This window comes from Mucilaginibacter sp. HD30 (genome assembly GCF_054061755.1).
The window spans coordinates 2,445,857-2,467,016 of the sequence record NZ_JBSSEO010000001.1 but is presented as its reverse complement, the minus strand read 5'-3'; the positions used below and the strand labels follow the sequence as shown (position 1 = coordinate 2,467,016).

Below are 21,160 nucleotides of genomic sequence, written 5' to 3'. Positions count from 1 at the left end.
CCTTACTCAGGATTGATATTTCAGAAAATCGCCATCAATTATCAAGAGCTTAACATTATTGTAAGCAGTTGATCGATGCGAGCTTAACTCATCAGACACGATGTAAGTCATACCTTTGGTCAGCTTAAAGCTTGTTCCGTTTGCCAATTCTGTTTTTAACTCTCCTTCAAGACAATAAACTATATGTCCTTTTTTGCACCAATGGTCGGCAACGTAACCAGCGGAATATTCAACTATGCGCAATCTTAAGTCTGAAAAGTTGATAGTTTGCCAAAATGCCTCACCACTGTCACCTGGATAATTCACTTTTTGTATAGTGTCCCAGTTTATCACCTGGAATGGAATGTTTTTATCGTTCATAATAAAAAGCTGATTTGTTACACAAACGTCGATTTGGGCAAATTGCAAAATTTTCATAAACACTACTTCATTTTTAAAACCTTTCTAAATTTTCAATTTAAGCACACATTTACGTTATTTAATAAGGAGATTATGCGATAAAAATCGTTTATTAGCTGTTGAAACAGGTTTTTTGCTGACCGTTTTATAATTTTTACGGGCAGAGGCATCAGTTTTTAATTTTTATATGGAAGAAAACACTACAGACCCGGGACTAGAACTAAATAAAATTATAGCTGATGACGAGGATTTTAAGCACGTCAACAATCCCATTATTGGTTTAAAGCCGATACAAAAAAAATACCTGGGCATGCCCAACAGCTGCGACCAGCAGGCCAATAAATTCTATTTTACAGATGGCGATGCGAAGGTTGAGGTAGTTGTAGTTACTGATCAGATCATTCGTGTTAGGCTTGCTCCGCATGGTGTGTTTTTGGATGAATTTTCATACGGCGTGCCAAAGCTTGAACTTGTGGCTACGGATTTTGCTTTGTCTGAGGATGAGACGGAATTTCGTGTGTCAACCAATGCTGTAACTTGCCATATCCGCAAGAGCGATTTTTTTATATCCTTTTCTGATGCGGAACATCACATTACCAGTTCAGACGCAGTATCTATGCACTGGGAAGAGAATGTGTCTTTTGGTGGATACTATGTGTTCTGCACAAAGACGTGCGCCCCTCAGGAAAGCTTTTTTGGTTTAGGCGATAAGGCTACCGATTTGAACCTGAGAGGAAAGAGGTTTGTAAACTGGAATACTGACGCTTATTCATTCCAGTGGAACCAGGATCCAATTTATCGAACAATTCCTTTTTACATCAGTGTTAATGATGATATAGCACATGGTATTTTCTTTGATAATACCTACAAATCTCATTTTGATTTTGGCAAGGAACAAGGCGACCACACCAGCTTTTGGGCTGATGGCGGCGAACTAAGATATTATTACATACACGGCCCGCACATGATGGATGTGGTAAAAAATTACCACTTACTTACAGGTACCCACCCAATGCCTCCGCTTTGGGCGTTTGGTTATCACCAATGCCGCTGGAGTTATTATCCGGAAGCTAAGGTTAGGGCCATTGCCAGAACTTTCCGCGAGCAGAAAATACCTTGCGACGCACTTTACCTGGATATTGACTATATGGATGGTTACAGGTGCTTTACCTGGAACAAGAAATACTTTCCTGATCCGAAAAAGATGGTGAAGGAGCTAAGCGATGACGGCTTTAAAACAGTTGTAATAATTGACCCGGGAATACGCGTTGATGATAATTATTGGGTTTTTAAAGAGGGGAAAGAGAAAAACCATTTTTGCCGCCGAAGCGATGATTACTTTATGGAGGGCCATGTGTGGCCCGGCCGCTGCCAGTTCCCGGATTTTACCAACCCCGAAGTGCGCGAATGGTGGGGCGGTTTATTTAAAGGACTAGTTGAAGCGGGGGTTGCCGGTGTTTGGAACGACATGAACGAGCCGGCGGTGTTTGGCGCCGGTACCTTCCCTGATGATGTTCGTCATCAATACGATGGGCATCGCGGTTCCCACCGCAAGGCACACAATGTTTACGGTATGCAAATGGTGCGCGCTACTTATGAGGGCTTGCGTAATATCCAAAAAAATAAGCGTCCATTTACCATAACAAGAGCTGGCTATTCGGGCGTACAGCGCTACTCTTCCGTTTGGACGGGCGACAACGTGGCTACCTGGGAGCATTTAAAATTAGGCAATATACAGTTGCAACGCTTATCAATATCGGGTATACCATTTTGCGGTACAGATATTGGCGGGTTTAGCGGCGAACCTGACGGCGAATTGTTTACCCGTTGGATACAGGCCGGTACATTTGCACCATTTATGCGTGCGCACTCTGCCGGTGATACCAAGGAGCGTGAACCGTGGAGCTTTGGCGAGCCCTATACATCAATTAACCGCAAGTTTATTGAATTGAGGTACCGCTTAATGCCTTATTTCTATTCAACTTTTTGGGAGCATCACCGTTACGGGTTCCCTATCCTGCGGCCGATAGTTATGCAGGAGCAAGGCGAGGTTAGCAATCACTATCGCCAGGACGAGTTTAAATACGGCGATAAATTGCTGGTATGCCCGGTTTTGGAGCCCGGACAGAAAAGCAGAAAAGTGTATTTACACAAAGGACAATGGTTTAACTTTTGGACGCAGGAACTTGTTGAAGGTGGGCGCGAAGTAGAAGTAGAAACTCCATTAGATACTATACCACTATTTGTTAAGGCTGGTGCGGTTTTACCGGAATACCCGGTAATGCAGTATGTTGGCGAGACAGAAATTGAAGAAGTTACATTAAACGTTTATTTTAACGATATAGAAACCAATTCTTTCTTTTTTGAAGATTATGGCGAAACCTTTGCGTACGAACAGGATATCTATTCTGAAAAGAAATTTGCTGTACACGGAAGCACTATCAACTTTGTAATTGAACAAAGTATGGAAGGGCTGTATACGCCGCGTTATGAAACCTATCAGTTTAATGTGATAGGGCTGCCATTCACGCCCACTAAAATAATGGCCGACGATAAAGTGATAACCGAGTTCGCTGTGAATGCAGACAAGATACTTGAGTTTAAAACCAATAAGAAATTCAAAAAGATAGAGATCGCACTTTGATCTTAAATAACCCCGGCTAAACCGGGGTTATTTTTTTTATATTAATTTAATCCTAAACATGCTTCATCAATAAGTGTTGAATAATAATATATTTGATAATTATTCCAACTCCTAAATTCCCGTAAGGGCTATCTATATGGCTAAAAGATCCGTTAAAAAGGACACAGAAATTCCTGCTTCTACACCCGCTAAAATCACAAAACCAAAAGCAACCAAAAAGATAAAGGAAACTTTGCCCGCGCCACAGCAGCAGTTATCGGCTGTTGAGCCGTACAGCCGTTTTACTGATTTTGATGTTTCACTTTTCCAATCGGGGAAACACTATAAGTTATATGAAAAGTTTGGCTCGCACGTAGTAGAGCATAAAGGGATTGTGGGTACATACTTTGCGGTATGGGCCCCTAACGCAAAGTATGTATCGTTAATAGCTAACTTTAACGGCTGGAACAAAGGGTCGCACCCTTTATACGTTCGCTGGGACGGGTCAGGCATCTGGGAGGGCTTTATCCCGAATGTTGGTAATGGCGAAGTCTATAAATATTTTATCAAATCATCAAGCGACGAGGAACTGGAAAAAAGCGATCCTTATGCCTTGCGTTGGGAAGTAGCGCCGCTTACGGGATCTATAGTTGCAGATTCTTATTATGAGTGGAACGATTCTTTATGGATGTATACCCGCCATAAGCACAATAATTTGGCACAGCCCTTCTCGGTTTACGAAGTGCATTTAGGCTCTTGGGCGCGTAACATAGAAAGCCCGGATGATTTTTACACGTATGAAGAATTAGCAGACAGGTTGGTGCCTTATGTTAAGGAGATGGGTTTTACCCACGTAGAGTTTATGCCAATTGCAGAGCACCCCTATTATCCAAGCTGGGGCTACCAGATTAGCGGCTATTACGCCGCTTCATCCCGTTATGGCACTCCCCAACAATTGATGGAACTGATTGAGCGTTTTCATCAGCAGGGCATAGGTGTTATTCTGGATTGGGTTCCATCGCATTTTCCGGGCGATATTCATGCTTTGTACCGTTTTGACGGCACACATTTGTACGAGCATGAAGACGTTCGTAAAGGGTTTCATCCCGACTGGAAATCATACATTTTTAACTACGGCCGTAACGAGGTGAGATCCTTTTTAATTAGCAACGCCATTTTTTGGCTGGACAGGTACCACGTAGATGGGCTGCGGGTTGATGCGGTTGCCTCTATGCTGTATCTTGATTACTCGCGTAAGCAAGGCGAGTGGGAGCCCAACATGTTTGGCGGTAATGAGAATTTAGAAGCTATATCCTTCCTGAAAGAATTTAATGAGGCCTGTTACGCACACTATCCGGATGTGCAAACCATAGCTGAAGAATCAACATCATTTACAGGTGTTAGTCGCCCCGTTTTTTTAGGCGGCTTAGGGTTTGGCATGAAATGGATGATGGGCTGGATGCACGATACCATTAAATATTTTGGCGAGGACCCAATCAATCGTAAGTACCATCACAACCAGCTTACATTTAGTTTAATATACGCCTTTACCGAGAACTTTATGCTGCCTTTCTCGCATGATGAAGTGGTATACGGCAAAGGATCTATGCTGCGTAAAATGCCCGGCGATGAATGGCAGCAGTTTGCCAACCTGCGTTTGGTATATAGTTACATGTTTACGCATCCCGGCGCTAAACTGATGTTTATGGGCAGCGAATTTGGACAGGGAACAGAGTGGAACTACCAGCACTCGCTGCCTTGGCATGTTCTGGAATACCCAAATCATAATGGTATAAAAGAAGCTGTGAAAGCACTTAACCACCTTTATAAAACAGAACCTGCACTATACGAAAGGCAATTCAGCGGCGACGGCTTTGAGTGGATTGATGGCGGCAATGCAGCCGACTCTATCATGATCTTTCAACGAAAGGGTAACGATGCCGCAAATGATTTGGTTATTGTGCTTAACATGACACCTGTTACCCGCCACGATTTTAGAGTAGGGGTGCCATATGCCGGTAACTGGAAAGAGATCTTCACTTCTGATGCGCCTAACTTTTGGGGTAGCGATGTGAAAAACAACATCGCCATAAAAAGCGAAAGCGTTAACTGGCATGGCCGCGAAAACAGTATCAACATCATAGTGCCGCCTTTGGCAGCAACTGTTTTTAAAAGGATAAAGTAACAAAAGGGTAATCCTGAGCTTGTGGAAGGGGCGCGTAAACCCTCCACTATCCTTCGGCAAGCTCAGGATGACACCCGGCGCGATATTTCTGCTTATCAATCAGGCACTGATATCTGCTAATCTTTTTTAGTTAACTCTTCGCGTTTAAAGCCACGAATAATGAGCCTTGTACCGCCGTTGTTGCTGAAATAACTGCCTACCCAATTAATAAATACAATTATTTTATTGCGGAAACCTAATAATGATATTAGGTGCACAAACATCCATATCAGCCAGGCAAAAAAGCCCTGAAATTTGAGTTTTCCTAAGTCAGCAATTGCTTTGTTTCTACCTATTGTAGCTAATGATCCCTTGTCGTTATATTCAAATACTTCGGTAGCTTGACCTTTCAAAATATGCAAAATGTTCTTTGCGGCATGCTGGCCCTGCTGAATGGCTACCTGGGCTACGCCGGGATGCCCCTTTGGTGTTTTATCAGTAATCATAGCAGCAACATCGCCAATAGCAAAAATGTTATTGGAGCCATTTAAACGTAGTGAGCCATCAATACGTATTCTGTTGCCGCGCTCTAAATTATCTTTGCTTATACCTTCAGGAACAACGCCCATCACACCTGCCGACCATATTACGTTTTTGGTACGTATGCTTTTTCCGCCTTCAAATTTTATCTCTTCGCCGTCATAGCTATCCACTTTCATATTTAACAGCACTTCAACGCCCATGCTGGTTAAAAACTCTTTAGCCGCGTTTGATCCTTCGTCAGAAAAAGGCCCTAACACCTTCGGAAGAAAGTCTACCAGGTAAACTTTCATTTCCTCTTTATTCAATTCAGGATAGTCGCGCGTAAGAATGTCGTTTTTAAGCTCTGCCAGAGATCCGGCCAATTCTACACCAGTTGGGCCCGCGCCCACTAAAACAAACGATAGCAGCGGCGCTCTTTCCTCTTTAGTAGGTTTTAGCACGGCTTCCTCTAAATTCTGCAACATCAGATACCGCAGATTAAGCGCCTCAGGTATAGACTTCATAGGCATCGCATACCGCTCAATATCCTTGTTACCAAAAAAGTTGGTGGTTGATCCGGTCGCAATTACTAAATAGTCATATGCTACAGGCCCTATTGTTGTGTTCAAAATATTGTTTCCAACGTCGATAGCTGAAACCTCCGCTATACGGAACCTGAAGTTTTTTTGATTGGCAAAATTTTTACGAAGCGAGAACGCTATAGATTCTGCCTCCAGGCGTCCGGTAGCCACCTGGTATAACAAAGGCTGAAATGTATGATAGTTGTGCTTGTCAAGCATCAATACTTCAACAGGCGCGTCGGCAAGTTTCTTTGCAACTTCCAATCCACCGAAGCCACCGCCGACAATAACAACTAATGGAAATTTTGAGGTTGATGTTGTGTCCATTTTACTGTGATATATAATTTAGGTATAACAAAAAAGGCTCCAAATATTCTTCGGAGCCTTTTTTTTGATAACTAAATTTCTATTTATCTCAGGTCTTTTTTTCCGAAGTCAACTATAACCGGAGTAGCTACACATATAGATGAGTAGGTACCGAATATAATACCGATCAATAAAGCGAATGAGAAGCCACGAATAACATCACCACCGAATATAAACAGCACTATCAGCACAAATAATACGGTTAAAGCGGTGATAATGGTACGGCTTAAGGTACTGTTGATAGCCGTATTAATAACTTCCTCAGGCTTGTCGGCTTTTGAATGATGTAAATTCAAGTGTTCACGAATACGGTCAAACACTACCACGGTATCGTTAATTGAATAACCTATTACTGTCAATACGGCAGCAATAAATGCCTGGTCAATTTCAAGGAATGGAATAACGTGTCTGAATATTGAGAAGAAGGAAAGCACCATCAAGGCATCATGCGCTGTTGCTATCATAGCGGCCACACTAAAGTGCCATTTACGGAAACGTAAAAGGATATATGCAGCTATAATTAATATTGCAAACAGCACAGTCCAAACTGCCGATTTTTTCAAACCATCAGCAACAGTTGCCTCAACTTTCTGAGAACTTAAAATGTCTTTTTTAGACATTTGCGTTACCGCTTTCTTGTTAAGAGCGCTAATGAGTGTTTGCTCTACCTTTGAGTCAGTGGCGGGTGAGTTATCCTCAATCAGGTAATTGGTAGTGATAATGAATTTATCAGCACCGTAGGTTTTAACCTGCGTACCACGGCCTAAAATATCTTCTACAGCACCACGAACATCTTCATCCGAAGCATTTTTGTTTTCGAAATGAATAACATAGCTTCGGCCACCCTGAAAATCTACACCATAATTAAACCCTTGCGTAAACATCGACACAAAACCTGCTAAAATAAACAGGCCGGAGAAGATGTAGAATTTGCCTCGGTTTTTTACAAACGCATAGTTGGCGTTTTTAAATGTATGCGAGCTCCAAGGGTTTGAGAATTTAATATCGGTGCCTTTGTCAAGCAGCCATTCAAATATCAATCTTGATATTAATAACGAACAGAACAATGAAGTAACAATACCTATCATTAAGGTTGTTGCAAAACCCTGAATAGGGCCGCTACCGAAAATGAACAGGATAAGACCTGTAAGGAAAGTACTTATGTTAGAATCCAGAATTGATGAAAGCGCGTGTTTAAAACCATCGCTTACTGCAAGGCGTAAAGATTTGCCTAAAGCCAGCTCTTCACGTACGCGCTCATATATCAATACGTTAGCATCAACTGCCATACCTAAAGTAAGCACTATACCCGCTATACCCGGCAATGTTAACACAGCGTGTAAACTGGTTAAAACACCCATTAGGAAGAATACGTTAATTACAACTGCAACAACAGCAACAGTACCTGCGCGGTTGTAGTAAGCAATCATAAATACCAATACCACTATTAAACCTAATACGCATGACATTAAGCCATCCTCGATTGATTGCTGACCTAATGATGGGCCTACAACTTCTTCACCAATAATGCGGGCGGGAGCGTCTAAACGACCTGCCTTTAGTACGTTGGCTAAATCTTTTGTATCATCAACTGTAAAGCTGCCTGATATAGAGGATACGCCACCTGATATTTCATTTTGCACAGTTGGTGCTGAGTAAACATTATCGTCAAGCACAATAGCGATTGCCTTTTTAGGCGTTGTCGCCGCCGCATCGGCCGTAATAATGCGCCATTTTTGGGCACCCGACGAGTTCATGGTCATTTCCACTTCAGGGTTACCACGTTGATCTGTAACACTGCGTGCATCATTTATTACGTCACCTGCCAGAACCGGGCCGTTTTCTGCTCCGGTCAATTTTACAGCATATAGCTCAAATGTTTTGCTTTTTTCGCGCGGTTTAACACCCCACAAAAGCTTCATGTTGCGTGGGATGATATTTTTAACATCTTCGCTTTGTAGTAAAGCGTTTATTTTGGCGATGTCCTTTTGCTCAGCAAGGCCGGCTATAGGCCCCGGCGCTAATTGCTGTTGACCTGATGCATCTGCATAAATAGGCGGCACAAGCATACTAAGCAGCGGATGTTCGCTTGCCATTTTTGATCTAAGCGCAGTTGCCGATGTATCTTTGTTGTTTTTTTGAACTTTATTTAAAAGTGCAAGACCATCTTTTTTAGTGGTATCCGTAGCCGCTGTTGTTGCTGTCTTAGCAGTATCCTTGGCATTAGCTTTGCTTTTTGCACCCAATAAGTTATCAATACTACTTATTATCGGATAAACTTCCTGACTTTGAAAAGTTTCGTAAAACTCTAATTTAGCTGTACCTGATAACAGTTTACGAACGCGGGTTGGATCTTTAACACCCGGAAGCTCAATCAAAATACGGTTAGTGTTTTTTTCTCTGGAGATATTAGGTTGCGTAACGCCAAATTGGTCAATACGCGTATTTAATACGGTGTATGATTGCTGTTCAGCAGTTTCTGCCTCCGCCCTAAGATATTTTTCAACTTCGTTGTTAGAAGCATTGTACTTTAGGTTAGCCTGGTTGTCTTTGGTAGAAAATATAGCAGAAAGCTTACCGTTAGGACTAAGTTTTTCATACTCATTAACAAATAGTGTAATGTAATCAGTCTGGCTGGTTTTCATGGCAACTGTTGCATTAACAAGAGCCTGGTTAAAAACCGGATCGGGATTTTTGTTAGATAACGCCCTTACCACCTCTTCAAGTGATATTTGCATGGTAACGTTCATACCTCCTTTAAGGTCCAAACCAAGAGCTAACTCATTTTCCAGGCAATATTGGTAAGTATGGCCAAGAAGCGGATAAACGGGCTGTGTTGAAATAGAATCCAAATAGGCTTTTTCAACGGCTGTATCACCCTTGGCGTATAAATGGGCATCGTTTTCAACCTTATGTGCCACCCACGTAAACGAAAGCTGATATATACAGGCCAAAGCCAGTATTATAGCAAAAAATTTAATAACCCCTTTTCCTTGCATTGTGGTATTTTATATAAATTAATTAGTTTATAGCTGTTTATAGCATTTTTAACAAGACGGCAAATCTAACAAAATTTTATTAGCAAGAAATTTTAAATTAAAACAAAATAAAGTGATGCCTGTTAGCGCTGCTCAAGGGTTATAAACGAGTAAGCGAGTTTGTTTTTTTCATCAGGCTGATAATCTTCCCGCGCAGTTTCTACCCATATATTTTCTTCAATTTCAGGGAAATAGGTATCTCCCTCAAAGTTTTGATGAACTATGGTTAAGTATATTTTATTGGTTATAGCCATTGCCTGGCGGTAAATTTCGGCACCACCCACAATAAACACCTCGTGCTCAGTTTTACATAATTCAATTGCTTGTTCCAGAGAATTAACCACCTCGCACCCCGGGATATCTATCTGCTTACGCGTTATTACAATATTGCGGCGATTGGGCAATGGTTTACCTACCGAATCGTAAGTTTTGCGACCCATAATAACAGTATGACCGCTGGTTATGGTTTTAAAATGCTTCAGATCGTTAGGCAGATACCATAACAATTTATTGTCTTTGCCAATAGCATGGTTTTGGGCTATGGCTACTATTATGGAGATTGTCATTTTTTGATCTTGGATGATATCCATATTTTGATTTCTTCAAACCTGATCGCACCTTTACTTGCTTCAATCACCATTTGATATTTTTCTTCAAAACTTGCATGTAATTTAATGCCTGCTCTATTTATTAGTAAATATTCAAGCAAAGCATAAGCTACACGCTTGTTACCATCCATAAAGGGATGATTAATTATGATGCTTTCAAAAAGTGCTGCAGCTTTTTCAACTATTGTTGGATATAGATCGTGGCCATCAAATGTTGCAAAAGGGCGATTTAAGGCAGCTTCTAATGATCCGCGATCACGAAGTCCTTTACTTCCACCAAACTCTTCAATTAATATATTATGTAAAAAAAATGCAACGTCGATATGTATCATTGCGCAAGCTTCTCAAGCAGTTGTCTGTTTTCAGAAATTATTTGTTTTATCTGATAAACTGATGCTATATCGACAGACGGATATTGTTGTAGATCTTTTATAAGGTCTAAAAGCTCTGTCAACGAACTTTCAGGTAGTTCATCAAGCGTCCTCGTAATCTCACTTTTTATTTCCAAAACTGTCATATACAAATTTACAAATATTTTACTACACCGCTACAGCACCCTTAATATGCGGCCATGGATCATAGTTCTCCAATGTGAAATCTTCAAATTTAAAATCGAAGATATCCTTTACGTCCGGGTTTATTTTCATGGTTGGCAACGGGCGTGGGTCGCGGTTTAATTGCAGGCGTGTTTGGTCCAAGTGGTTGTTATACAAATGTGCATCGCCAAATGTATGTATAAAGTCGCCAAGCTGAAGATCGCAAACCTGTGCCACCATCATGGTAAGCAGCGCGTAGGATGCTATGTTAAAGGGCACACCTAAAAATATGTCGGCACTACGCTGGTAGAGCTGGCAAGATAACTTGCCATCGGCAACATAAAACTGAAATAAGCTATGGCAAGGCGGTAGCGCCATCTGGTTAACGTCGGCCACGTTCCACGCAGATACAATGATACGGCGCGAGTCGGGGTTGTTTTTTATCTGATGGATGATCTGTTTGATCTGATCAATATGACCGCCATCGGGCGTCGGCCATGAGCGCCATTGGTAACCATAAACCGGCCCAAGGTTTCCGTCAGCATCGGCCCACTCATCCCAAATGCGTACACCATTGTCCTTTAAATATTTAATATTGGTATCGCCCAGCAAAAACCATATCAGTTCGTGGATGATAGATTTGAGATGCAGTTTCTTGGTAGTTACAAGCGGAAAGCCGTCCTGCAGGTTAAATCGCATCTGGTAACCAAATACGCTGATGGTGCCCGTCCCGGTGCGGTCATGCTTTTGCGTACCGGTTTCCATAACATGGCGCATTAGGTCGAGATACTGCTTCATAGGCTAATTATTGAATAACTGAATTCGTGACTGAGTGAATGTTGTTATTCCTGCAATCTTAATTCCTACGCAAATAAAAATAATCTATTTTTGGAATCCTACGGATGTTTAAAAATAAGCGCCGCGTTAGTCATTATATGATAGTATTCCCAAACGCCAAGATCAACATCGGACTGAATATAACTGAACGCCGCGCCGACGGCTATCATAATCTTGAAACCATTTTCTATCCCATAAAAATAAATGATGCCTTAGAAGTTATCGAGGCAGACCAATTAAGTTTTACCTCTTCCGGACTTGACATTCCCGGCAGGATGGAGGATAACCTTTGCGTTAAGGGCTACTACTTATTAAAAAAGGATTTTGATATACCGCCGGTTAGTATCCATTTGCATAAACATATCCCGATTGGTGCAGGCTTAGGTGGTGGCTCATCAGACGCTGCTTTCTTTATCAAGTTAATGAACGATAAGTTCAATTTAGGTCTTACCATTCAACAGCAGCAAGACTACGCCCGAACCCTTGGTGCGGACTGCGCTTTCTTTATAGAGAACAAACCTGTGTTTGCTTTTGATAGAGGCGATGAGTTTGAACCCATAAGGCTTGACCTGTCTCCCTACCACATTGCGCTGGTGATGCCGCCTGTGCAAGTATCAACTTCGGAAGCTTTTAGAGGGATACAACCCGTGCCGGTTAAAGATTCACTATACGACCTGATTTATGAACCCGTGCGCGAGTGGAAAAAACACATCAAAAACGACTTTGAAGCCAGCATCTTTAAAAACCATATAGAAATAAGGTGGGTTAAGGCAGCTCTTTACGAAGCCGGCGCACTATACGCAGCCATGAGCGGCAGCGGAGCATCGGTATTCGGGATATTTGATACCACTCCCGACCTAAGCGCCCTGGAAGCCGACAACCAGGTTTTCTACCACGTTTAGTTACAACAACTCATTAGCCAGATTAGCCAGCTCGCTGCGCTCACCTTTTTGCAGAGTGATGTGCGCATAAAGCGGGTGCCCTTTGGCTTTATCAATAAGGTAGGACAACCCGTTACTCTCAGCATCAAGGTAAGGGGTGTCTATCTGGTAGATATCACCGGTGAAGACGAACTTGCTGTTCTCGCCCGCGCGGGAGATGATGGTCTTCACCTCGTGCGGGGTGAGGTTCTGCGCCTCATCAACAATAAAGAAGATCTTGCTCAGTGTACGCCCGCGAATGAAGGCCAGCGGCGCTATAGAGATCTTCTCGTTGGCAACCAACTCATCCAGCTTGGCCTGCATCTTATCATCATCAGCAAACTGGTCCTTTATAAACTTCAGGTTATCCCAAATGGGTGCCATGTATGGGTCCACCTTTGATTTTACGTCGCCGGGCAGGAAGCCGATATCTTTGTTGCTCAAAGGCACTATTGGCCGGGTAACAAAGATCTGGCGGTAGTGCTTGCGCTGCTCCAGCGCGCCGGCCAGCGCCAGCAGGGTTTTGCCTGTGCCTGCGTTGCCTTGTATGGTTACCAGTTTAATATCGGGGTTTAGCAGGGCATGGATGGCAAAGGCCTGCTCAGGGTTTTTGGGGAAGATGTTGAATATAGGCTGCTCCGTTATCCGCTCCAACTGCTGCTGCACACTGTTATAGAAAGCTGCCGCGCTACTCTTCTTACTATGCAGCATGTAAAAGTGATTGCCGGTATGGCCCAGCGATACGGCATCCCCGGGCAAAACATCATTCTTGTTGAGTTGGGTAATGAGCTTATCGGTAACTGTTATGCCGGTTTTGCCGCTGTACAGTTCTTCAACGTTCTTTACCTTGCCGGTCTCGTAGTCTTCGGCGTTTAGGTTGAGGGATTTGGCCTTCAGGCGCAGGCAGATATCCTTTGATACCAGCACCACCTTCTTATCCGGGTACTCCTGCTGCAGGCCCAGGGCGGCGTTCAGGATGCGGTGGTCGGCTTTGTCTGAGTTGAAGATGGCTATGGCATCATTGGCCAGGTGCGGCGGATCAAGCACTACCTTAAAGTTGCCCTTGTTGTGGCCGTTAAGCGGCTGCCACTGGTTAATGAGGTCCTTGCGCGAGATGTCATCTATCATGCGGATAAAGGCGCGAGCCTCGAAGTTGCGGGTGTCGTTGCCACTCTTCTTATCGTCAAGCTCCTCTAATACCTGTATGGGTATGGCCACGTCGTGCTCCTGGAAGTTCTCGAAAGCGCTGTGATCATACAATATTACCGAGGTATCCAGCACAAAGATCTTCTTCCTGCCGTTGGCCCTGCCTTTATCGTCCTTTTGCATAATTGCTAAGGTAGTGAGTTTAGTTGACTAGTTGAATAGTTGATTGGTGATTAGTTAACGCCGTTTTGTCCCACTGCTGTGTGAGCCAGTTTGAGACATTGTGGGACACTTTTTGTGTTAAGCAGTTGGCAATAAGTATTTTGCAGTTTTTGGGTGGGACAAAGTGGGACTACTTAATCGTCAGGAAATTTAGCTGTTAATTTTGGGTAATTTACTGATAATGAAAGGGGTTGTGGATTTGTGATTTTTTGTCCCAATTTTTGTGGAAAAAGACGCGTTCTCCTTACCGCCTGTTTAGTCCCTAGCTCTTGGCTTGCCCCGCTATGGCCGCGGAGGCCTTCTTCTTTTTTCTTGATAAAAAAGAAGCGAATAATCAAGTCAGCCACGATGCTTCTCTTCGCACTTGGCCTTTGCCCGCGATCAGGTAAAACCACGGGCGGTAATCTTTTTGCCCTGCTGTCGCTCACACAGCCCCCGCTTCAGCAAAAATTTACTATGCCCTTGCCCCCCGCACTGCCCATCAGTTTTACCTGTTCTTTTCCTAAGCTGCGCGGCTGACGAATGGTAGTGTATTAAAAATAAGCCTAAGAAAATGCAAAGACCGTTAGCTGGGTTAGTCCCTCGCTCTTGGCTTTCCCCGCTATGGCCGCGGAGGCCTTTGTTCTTTTTCTTGATAAAAAGAACCAAAACTCAAGTCAGCAGAGAGGCTTCTTTGCCGCACGGGGCCTTTACCCTGCAAAACGCAATGCGCCGCGGCTACGTCCCGTTGCGGCAGACTAAATCATCGCTTGGTTAACCTGTAACCGCAACGTTCCTGATGCCTTTGCCAACGCACATGCCACCAACGCATTACGTTTTCACCCGAAGCTTATCTGCTGACAAATATTGCTTAGAGATAAGCTTTGCTGTTAAATCAAAATGTTGTTCATTACAAAGGCTATAACATTCCATATCCCCGGCCGCGCACCGTGGCAGACCTTCACTCATCTTTTTTGTTATTGCAATATTAATTATCAAATTTTGATTTGGTAACTGAGTCGTTAATATAGGGCAACATCCGTCAGCCGCGCAGCTTCGGAAAAAAGCAGGTAAAACTGCCGGGCGGTGCGCAGGCAGGGGCATAGTAATTTTTGCTGAAGCGCGGGCCATGTGCGACAACAGGCGCAAAAAGATTACAGCCCGAGGTTTTACCTGATTGCGGGCAAAGGCCCTGTGCGCAAAGAAGCATCGTGGCTGACTTGATTTAATCACTTGTTATTTGTTTTTTTAAGGTGTTCATGAAGTCGCTACGCTTAGTTTTGTTTCTTTTCATCAAGGAAAAGAACAAAGGCATCCGCGGCCCTAGCGGGGCAAGCCAAGAGCGTATGCCTAGCCAAGTGATAAACACCAACTACTGACAAACCTCTGTCACCACTTCCCCCAAAAAACCTCCGTACCTTGCAACATCCCCCCAAAAAACCTACCCACAACCCAAAACTAAAACATGAACTACGACCAACTCACCAACCACCGCCCCATGGAGATCGAACTCATCCGCGAAATGGCGCACCGCAAGCTAACGCCTAAAGAAAACAAGATCCTTGACGATAAACTGGACCCACCCAACACGCGCGACGCGTTTATTATCAAAACCGCATCGCAATGGCTGGAGACACCCACACAGCAGCAGGATTATCAGCGCCTGTTTGGCGATTTCTGGTACCGGGGCGAACTCTGCATCCTGTTTGCCGATACCAACGTGGGCAAATCTGTACTGGCCGTGCAAATTGGCGACGCCCTAAGCAAGGGCGAAACCGTAATGCAGCACCTGGAGAGCCCACCCCAAGCGCAAAAGATTTTGTATTTTGATTTTGAACTAAGCGCAGAGCAATTTGAAAAACGCTACAGCGACCGCAACGGGCGCTCCCCCTTTAGCGCTGATTTTTACCGCCTGGTGTTTAACCCCCACGCCACCGGCCAAAAGCGCTTTGCCAGCTATGCCGACTACATGAACAACGCGTTGGAGAATGTGCTGGTAAGCACCGGCGCGCGCACTTTGATTATTGATAACATTACCTGCCTGCGCACCGGTACCGAAGCAACCGCCGGGGCCGTAAACCTGATGCGCAACCTGCAAACCATAAAGCAAAAGTATGGCCTCAGTATTTTGGTGCTGGCCCACACGCCCAAGCGCAACCCCGCAAGGCCCGTTACCCGTAACGACTTGCAGGGCAGTAAAATGCTCATCAACTTTGCCGATAGTGCCTTTGCCATTGGCGAAAGCCAAACCACCCCCGGCCTGCGTTATTTAAAACAGATTAAGCAGCGCAGCGGGCAAGAGCAATATGGCGCCGCCAACGTATGCCTGTGCCGCGTAAGCAAGCCGCTTAACTTTTTAAAAATGGATTTTGTTGATAACGCTACCGAAGCCGCCCACCTTTTGCCCTATACCGAGCAGCATGCCCGCCAAATTGAGCAGCGCGTATTGCTGCTGCACAGCCAGGGCCGCAGCGTGCGTTTTATTGCTGATGAAATGGGGATTTCGCGATCAAAGGTGGGTAGGATGGTGAAGAGGTTGGGGGAGGAGGAGGTCTCGGCAAGCTAATTTTCGCAAAAGTGGTACTGTCTTCCAGAGCTTGTCGACGGATGCGCGTGGGCGTAACCCCGCTACACTGGTTGAAGCTTTCAGCTTCGACCTAAAATACAGCAAGCATTCTGCTTGCGGTTGCCGGTGTCAGTTTTATTGCCTTAAGCTGAAAGCTTAAGCAATTTTAGGACGAAGTTGTAAAGTTCGCCCAGGTGGGGGTGGATTGCACTTTGATAGTCGGTATTATCTGTTATTCAGTATATTGTGTTACCTCCGAGACGTAAAAGTTATTAACATGCTAAAAAAATTAGGATTTTATATTATTATATTTGCTACACCTAATTATTTATAAAGCAATTGTTTATGGCAGATAAGATAGTCCTAAAAGAAAATCCATTGATTACAATAATATCATTAAGCAAATATGTGACATCGGACAGTAAGAAAAAGGAGTCGATTTTGAAAAAGCTTAAGTTTTCTGAACCCCCTATGTTTACAAGGTATGCAAGTCCTAAATCTGCAATCCATCAATATTTAAAAGATAAAGAACGAAATATTGAGATCTTTGAGGAATGGTTAAAAAAGGAGAAAGCGAAAAAAGTAGAAGGACCATTTAAAATTAGTGATCAGAATTGTTGTATAGAATCGTTGCAAATTTTAAAAAGTTACGCGGTACAATTCTTTTCGCCTTATAATCAACATTATTCTAAATGGCGCCTGAAGAAGCAGTTTACTCACATTTATGCCGAGGGCGTTGATGTATCTTTGTCACCAGATTTTGCTATATATAACACGGTTACAAAAGAATTGAGCGGTTTTATTAAACTTCAGTTTTCTAAAGGCAAAACAGAACGATTAACCTATGGGCAAGGGCATTTAATAACCGGCTTAATTAAAGAGCACTTAGAAGAAAAATTTCAGTTGAGTTTAAATAGACGTCTTTGTATAGTTATTGATGTTTTTTCTAAAAAAGTAATAATTGCTCCAGAGGATGTTACATGGAAAAAAGACAGACCTAAACTAATAGAAGCCTATAAAGAGATTGCTTTAGTATGGCCATTTTTGCAGCATAAAGTAGCTTAATCTTGCCATTCAATCTAAATTTTACCTTTGTTGTGTTATCCCCCAGCTCCCGAAAGCGTCCCGCTTGTGGTTGTCCGGAAAATCGTAATTCTCTTTCCTTTTGTTGGTAATAACACCAATTAAGACGAAATTGAAATGTTAAAGGTTCATCATTAGTTTTAGCTTTATACAATGTCAAAAAAAGAAGATTTAACTTCTCTTGAAAATCAAAAGCACGATCATTGCTTTATTATCACACCAATTGGGGAGGGTGGGTCAGATACTTATAAAAAAACAAACGGTCTCATTAAAGCGGTAATAGAGCCCGTCTTGAAGGAATTTAATTTTACTCCAATTCCCGCTCATTTTATCGATACTCCCGGTTCGATTACGAAGCAAATTATTAAACACTTGTTAGATGATAAATTAGTGATAGCAAATTTGACAGGCTTAAATCCCAATGTAATGTATGAATTGGCCGTTAGACATGCTGCAAAACTTCCGGTTATCACAATGGCTGAGCATGGAACTAAGTTGCCTTTCGATATTGTAGACCAACGAACTTTGTTTTACTTCGATACTTTAGATGGGGTTGATGATTGTCAAGCGAAATTGCGTTCCATTATATCATCCGTTCTCGACGAAAATGCAGTAGTAGATAACCCAATTTATGAAGTTATTAAGGAAAAGCAATTGATAAAAACCCTGGATCCGGAAAGTCCAGAGAACTACTTGATAAAAAGGTTAGATCGCTTGGAAAATATAATAAACAGCATTCAACCCCCTCAATCAACTAATCAAGTTAAAATTCCATCGTTAAAAGAGATTTTTAACCCCATTCTTTATTTGACTGTTAAACACAAGGCGACGAAAGATACAGAAGTGATAAAAGACGACCTTGATCAGATCTTTAAGAAATTTCATATAGATAAATGGAGCGCCAGTGTATTAGATAGCGACTTAATTTCTATAGAGATAAAAAGTGCTCCATTATATATTCAAAAAGAGTTAGACTATGCATTTATGAATAGCAAAAAATTTGATGTAGTAAGCGTGGTTGACTTGATGGGTGAATGACCCACCCCATTTAGCGCAAGTCTTGCGAAGTGGCTTAGTGCTGTTGCCCGACTTGTGCTTGTAATGGGCACAAGTCGTCTCACGCTACCCCCAATGCACAAGACTTGCCCTATTTAGCGCAAGTCTTGCGAAGTGGCTTAGTGCTGTTGCCCGACTTGTGCTTGTGATGGGCACAAGTCGCCCCCACTACCCCCCCTATTTAGCGCAAGTCTTGTGATGTGGCCTTAGTGCCGTTGCCCGATTTGTGCTTGTGATGCAGGGCACAAGTCGCCCCCGCTACCTCCGATGCACAAGACTTGCGCCAAAGTTGGGCTTGTGATGCAGGGCACAAGTCGCCTCTGCTACCCCCAATGCACAAGACTTGCGCCAAAGTTAGGGAAATACATTTACCCCGTTGTATTAGATGCCCGGTTAGGCACCGGTGTAATACAAGTAACAAAAGTAAATTTAATCATTGGGAAAACAAACTTGTAAAACAAACCTCATTTAGCGCAAGTCTTGTGATGTGGCTTAGTGCAGTTGCCCGACTTGTGCTTGTGATGCAGGGCACAAGTCGCCCCCGCTACCCCCAACGCACAAGACTTGCGCCAAAGTTGGGGGATGGAATAAAGAATTTGGACACCTTGTCTATTTACAATGAACAGGGTATTGAAGCAGCCGGAAAGTTTGATATGAAAAGAAACTATACCATAGAACTCGGTATACCGATTGCATTAGTACACAACGAGATCAATAAAACAAATACCTTGTCCTATCAAATTATGGTTAATGGTATCGAAGCTCTTAAAAATACTAACCAGCACATAGGACCAGAAGACATTAAAGGAGGTAGTGGTGACCCGGTATTGACGGCCAAAGCTGTCGCGAGTCACAATGCAGCTGTAGATAAAACTAATGCTATATATACTTCATCGACCGATTTTAGTGGCGAGTATACGCTAATAAAATAATGAAATTATCCCCCCATTTAGCGCAAGTCTTGTGATGTGGCTTAGTGTCGTTGCCCTACTTGTGCTTGTGATGCAGGATTAGAAGGCACAGCATATTGGTGATAACACCAACATGGGCCAAATCGGCAACGATTAAGATTTACTTGCGACACAAATCAAGTGCAAACGCATATTGCTTATCTATTCCATTGATTAAATCGAACGGTTTTTGCCTTACTTCGTAGTCAGGTATCACCCCTCTTCCTTTTATTTTAGGTGGTTTTACTGCACTCCAATATTCCCACAGATGTATGTTTGCCTTGAAGCCGGAATTAGGCAAAGTTAAAATTACATTGAGCGCAGAAGTGTTTCCTTCATATCCGCCGCCGGTTTCCTCGCCAACAAATACTCCGGTCAAATTTTTTATAATGGCGCAAAAGTCAGATGCTGCCGAAAAAGTCCTTCCGTTGATCAGAATAACCAGCTTGCCTGTATAGGGATGTGCCGAAGCTTGCTGTAAAGCCAGGGTTTGATTAAGCATTGGTTGTACCAGATAGCCGCCTTTAGGGTCGCTTTTTATGCCGTTTACCAGATCTACAGGCGGTTGTTGCTTCCAATCTGCAAAAGTTGGCACCAGTACACGGGCATGAATGTGATCAATATAACGAAATGGCCGGGTAACAAATTTTGCGGCAAGATAAGCCCCTAATTCATCCAAACCGCCGCCATTGCCGCGCAGGTCAAGTACCAAACCCTTCGTTTTATTTTGGGTGATAAGCCTCAACACAGAATCTACCTCCTGGGTAAAGCTGTCGCCCGCAAACGCGCGGATGCGTAGACAGGCGGTACCGGCCCCCGTAAAACTTAGTGAAACGTTTGCCGGGTCGCCTTGTATTGGTTTCATCTTTTCCAATGTTTCGGTATTAACCGGGTTTTTGCCGCGGTTGGCGGTACGCTGCGCGTTGCTTAACCCCTTTAATGGTGGCCTGGTAGATCTTTCCGTCGGCGTCCTTAACCCGCAGCCTGAACATGGAGGTCGTGTCCGCGAACAGCCAATAATTCTGGCTGAAACTTCTTTCCAATGATGCGTACTTCCCGCTTGTGTTATAACCATCGCCGATAAGGCAAGGCAATATCAATTGCCTAATATCAGCCATGGTTCGCCCGTTAATACTTAGCAGTTCCATACCGGGCTTTATCACCATGTTATCTGGCGTATCATTGGTTAAAATGAATACCTTGTCTTTACCGCCAACTACCTGAAATGGGAAAAACAAAGGTTTCAGCCCGGCGGTATTCATGTCCAGCTTCATATGCCCATCGCCAATATAGGCCAGCAGTTTAGACAGGCGTGCGTAAAAGGCGTATTGGCCCAAGGGGTTCTCTAATGCTTTGCGCTGCTGCGTAAACATGTGGTCCATATCGGCTTTTGAATGAAAACGGTAAAGCCCGCCGTGCGCTTCTTCCAGCGCGTGGCGAAGGGTATCAAAATCTTCTTTTAATTGCTTAGGCTGCCAGGTTTGACCGTAGGCGGCGATGGTTAACAAATAAGCGCACAACAGGGAGAGTATTTTTTTCATGCAGCAAAGAAAAATAAAACTTT

18 protein-coding genes are annotated in these 21,160 nt (G+C 43.4%); 7 read left to right on the top strand and 11 right to left on the bottom strand.

Features of this window, described 5'->3' with window-relative positions; genetic code table 11:
* Positions 1 to 6: 6 nt before the first annotated feature.
* Positions 7 to 360, bottom strand: a complete 354-nt coding sequence (locus ACVW2L_RS11720) for a DHCW motif cupin fold protein (protein WP_457128155.1) — start codon at positions 358 to 360, stop codon at positions 7 to 9.
* Between the two features lie 226 nt (positions 361 to 586).
* On the opposite strand from ACVW2L_RS11720, the gene ACVW2L_RS11715 reads away from it, so the two are divergent.
* Positions 587 to 3,043 carry a glycoside hydrolase family 31 protein gene (locus ACVW2L_RS11715; protein WP_457128154.1) on the top strand — a complete coding sequence of 819 codons (2,457 nt, stop codon included), beginning with the start codon at positions 587 to 589 and terminating at the stop codon, positions 3,041 to 3,043.
* A 136-nt stretch (positions 3,044 to 3,179) separates the two neighbouring features.
* Positions 3,180 to 5,207, top strand: coding sequence for a 1,4-alpha-glucan branching protein GlgB (glgB, locus tag ACVW2L_RS11710; RefSeq protein WP_457128153.1), 2,028 nt, complete (start codon positions 3,180 to 3,182; stop codon positions 5,205 to 5,207).
* A gap of 116 nt (positions 5,208 to 5,323) precedes the next feature.
* Here the strand turns inward: glgB and ACVW2L_RS11705 are convergent, their stop codons facing one another.
* The 6 genes from ACVW2L_RS11705 to ACVW2L_RS11680 form a co-directional block, all read right to left on the bottom strand.
* Positions 5,324 to 6,616: an NAD(P)/FAD-dependent oxidoreductase gene (locus ACVW2L_RS11705; RefSeq protein WP_457128152.1), complete on the bottom strand. Its 1,293-nt coding sequence runs from the start codon at positions 6,614 to 6,616 to the stop codon at positions 5,324 to 5,326.
* A gap of 83 nt (positions 6,617 to 6,699) precedes the next feature.
* The gene (gene secDF / locus ACVW2L_RS11700) at positions 6,700 to 9,654 is read right to left on the bottom strand and encodes a protein translocase subunit SecDF (protein WP_457128151.1); all 2,955 of its coding nucleotides are present in this window, start codon (positions 9,652 to 9,654) and stop codon (positions 6,700 to 6,702) included.
* A gap of 122 nt (positions 9,655 to 9,776) precedes the next feature.
* On the bottom strand, positions 9,777 to 10,259 hold the full coding sequence (locus tag ACVW2L_RS11695; RefSeq protein WP_457128150.1) for a dihydrofolate reductase: 483 nt from the start codon (positions 10,257 to 10,259) through the stop codon (positions 9,777 to 9,779).
* Positions 10,256 to 10,633, bottom strand: coding sequence for a type II toxin-antitoxin system death-on-curing family toxin (locus ACVW2L_RS11690; protein ID WP_457128149.1), 378 nt, complete (start codon positions 10,631 to 10,633; stop codon positions 10,256 to 10,258). Before ACVW2L_RS11690 ends, ACVW2L_RS11695 begins: the two co-directional genes overlap by 4 nt.
* Positions 10,630 to 10,818, bottom strand: coding sequence for a hypothetical protein (locus ACVW2L_RS11685; RefSeq protein WP_457128148.1), 189 nt, complete (start codon positions 10,816 to 10,818; stop codon positions 10,630 to 10,632). The genes ACVW2L_RS11690 and ACVW2L_RS11685 overlap by 4 nt, the downstream gene beginning before the upstream one ends.
* Positions 10,819 to 10,840: 22 nt before the next feature.
* Positions 10,841 to 11,635: a thymidylate synthase gene (locus ACVW2L_RS11680; protein WP_457128147.1), complete on the bottom strand. Its 795-nt coding sequence runs from the start codon at positions 11,633 to 11,635 to the stop codon at positions 10,841 to 10,843.
* Between the two features lie 104 nt (positions 11,636 to 11,739).
* Between ACVW2L_RS11680 and ispE the strand changes: the two genes are divergently transcribed.
* Positions 11,740 to 12,576, top strand: coding sequence for a 4-(cytidine 5'-diphospho)-2-C-methyl-D-erythritol kinase (ispE, locus tag ACVW2L_RS11675; RefSeq protein ID WP_457128146.1), 837 nt, complete (start codon positions 11,740 to 11,742; stop codon positions 12,574 to 12,576).
* Here the strand turns inward: ispE and ACVW2L_RS11670 are convergent, their stop codons facing one another.
* Together ACVW2L_RS11670 and ACVW2L_RS11665 are read right to left on the bottom strand one after the other, a co-directional pair.
* A complete protein-coding gene (locus tag ACVW2L_RS11670) occupies positions 12,577 to 13,923 on the bottom strand; it encodes a PhoH family protein (RefSeq protein WP_457128145.1) in 1,347 nt (448 codons plus the stop codon).
* A gap of 173 nt (positions 13,924 to 14,096) precedes the next feature.
* Complete coding sequence (locus ACVW2L_RS11665) at positions 14,097 to 14,309, bottom strand: hypothetical protein (RefSeq protein WP_457128144.1); 213 nt, start codon at positions 14,307 to 14,309, stop codon at positions 14,097 to 14,099.
* A gap of 1,097 nt (positions 14,310 to 15,406) precedes the next feature.
* On the opposite strand from ACVW2L_RS11665, the gene ACVW2L_RS11660 reads away from it, so the two are divergent.
* The 4 genes from ACVW2L_RS11660 (at position 15,407) to ACVW2L_RS11645 (ending at position 19,578) form a co-directional block, all read left to right on the top strand.
* Complete coding sequence (locus tag ACVW2L_RS11660; protein WP_457128143.1) at positions 15,407 to 16,507, top strand: AAA family ATPase; 1,101 nt, start codon at positions 15,407 to 15,409, stop codon at positions 16,505 to 16,507.
* A 345-nt stretch (positions 16,508 to 16,852) separates the two neighbouring features.
* A complete protein-coding gene (locus tag ACVW2L_RS11655; RefSeq protein ID WP_457128142.1) occupies positions 16,853 to 17,572 on the top strand; it encodes a hypothetical protein in 720 nt (239 codons plus the stop codon).
* A 171-nt stretch (positions 17,573 to 17,743) separates the two neighbouring features.
* Positions 17,744 to 18,628, top strand: a complete 885-nt coding sequence (locus tag ACVW2L_RS11650; RefSeq protein ID WP_457128141.1) for a hypothetical protein — start codon at positions 17,744 to 17,746, stop codon at positions 18,626 to 18,628.
* Between the two features lie 500 nt (positions 18,629 to 19,128).
* Positions 19,129 to 19,578, top strand: coding sequence for a hypothetical protein (locus ACVW2L_RS11645; RefSeq protein WP_457128140.1), 450 nt, complete (start codon positions 19,129 to 19,131; stop codon positions 19,576 to 19,578).
* A 139-nt stretch (positions 19,579 to 19,717) separates the two neighbouring features.
* Here ACVW2L_RS11645 and ACVW2L_RS11640 read toward each other — a convergent pair whose 3' ends face one another.
* Both ACVW2L_RS11640 and ACVW2L_RS11635 read right to left on the bottom strand, forming a co-directional pair.
* Positions 19,718 to 20,461, bottom strand: a complete 744-nt coding sequence (locus tag ACVW2L_RS11640; protein WP_457128139.1) for a S41 family peptidase — start codon at positions 20,459 to 20,461, stop codon at positions 19,718 to 19,720.
* 19 nt (positions 20,462 to 20,480) lie between these two features.
* Positions 20,481 to 21,137: a hypothetical protein gene (locus tag ACVW2L_RS11635; protein WP_457128138.1), complete on the bottom strand. Its 657-nt coding sequence runs from the start codon at positions 21,135 to 21,137 to the stop codon at positions 20,481 to 20,483.
* Positions 21,138 to 21,160 lie beyond the last annotated feature (23 nt).

What these genes read in the sequence shown, in the direction of transcription:
- ACVW2L_RS11720 (WP_457128155.1), bottom strand. Translation starts at nt 360, where the DNA reads ATGAACGATAAAAACATTCCATTCCAGGTGATAAACTGGGACACTATA.
- ACVW2L_RS11715 (WP_457128154.1), top strand. Translation starts at nt 587, where the DNA reads ATGGAAGAAAACACTACAGACCCGGGACTAGAACTAAATAAAATTATA.
- glgB (WP_457128153.1), top strand. Translation starts at nt 3,180, where the DNA reads ATGGCTAAAAGATCCGTTAAAAAGGACACAGAAATTCCTGCTTCTACA.
- ACVW2L_RS11705 (WP_457128152.1), bottom strand. Translation starts at nt 6,616, where the DNA reads ATGGACACAACATCAACCTCAAAATTTCCATTAGTTGTTATTGTCGGC.
- secDF (WP_457128151.1), bottom strand. Translation starts at nt 9,654, where the DNA reads ATGCAAGGAAAAGGGGTTATTAAATTTTTTGCTATAATACTGGCTTTG.
- ACVW2L_RS11695 (WP_457128150.1), bottom strand. Translation starts at nt 10,259, where the DNA reads ATGACAATCTCCATAATAGTAGCCATAGCCCAAAACCATGCTATTGGC.
- ACVW2L_RS11690 (WP_457128149.1), bottom strand. Translation starts at nt 10,633, where the DNA reads ATGATACATATCGACGTTGCATTTTTTTTACATAATATATTAATTGAA.
- ACVW2L_RS11685 (WP_457128148.1), bottom strand. Translation starts at nt 10,818, where the DNA reads ATGACAGTTTTGGAAATAAAAAGTGAGATTACGAGGACGCTTGATGAA.
- ACVW2L_RS11680 (WP_457128147.1), bottom strand. Translation starts at nt 11,635, where the DNA reads ATGAAGCAGTATCTCGACCTAATGCGCCATGTTATGGAAACCGGTACG.
- ispE (WP_457128146.1), top strand. Translation starts at nt 11,740, where the DNA reads ATGTTTAAAAATAAGCGCCGCGTTAGTCATTATATGATAGTATTCCCA.
- ACVW2L_RS11670 (WP_457128145.1), bottom strand. Translation starts at nt 13,923, where the DNA reads ATGCAAAAGGACGATAAAGGCAGGGCCAACGGCAGGAAGAAGATCTTT.
- ACVW2L_RS11660 (WP_457128143.1), top strand. Translation starts at nt 15,407, where the DNA reads ATGAACTACGACCAACTCACCAACCACCGCCCCATGGAGATCGAACTC.
- ACVW2L_RS11655 (WP_457128142.1), top strand. Translation starts at nt 16,853, where the DNA reads ATGGCAGATAAGATAGTCCTAAAAGAAAATCCATTGATTACAATAATA.
- ACVW2L_RS11650 (WP_457128141.1), top strand. Translation starts at nt 17,744, where the DNA reads ATGTCAAAAAAAGAAGATTTAACTTCTCTTGAAAATCAAAAGCACGAT.
- ACVW2L_RS11640 (WP_457128139.1), bottom strand. Translation starts at nt 20,461, where the DNA reads ATGAAACCAATACAAGGCGACCCGGCAAACGTTTCACTAAGTTTTACG.
- ACVW2L_RS11635 (WP_457128138.1), bottom strand. Translation starts at nt 21,137, where the DNA reads ATGAAAAAAATACTCTCCCTGTTGTGCGCTTATTTGTTAACCATCGCC.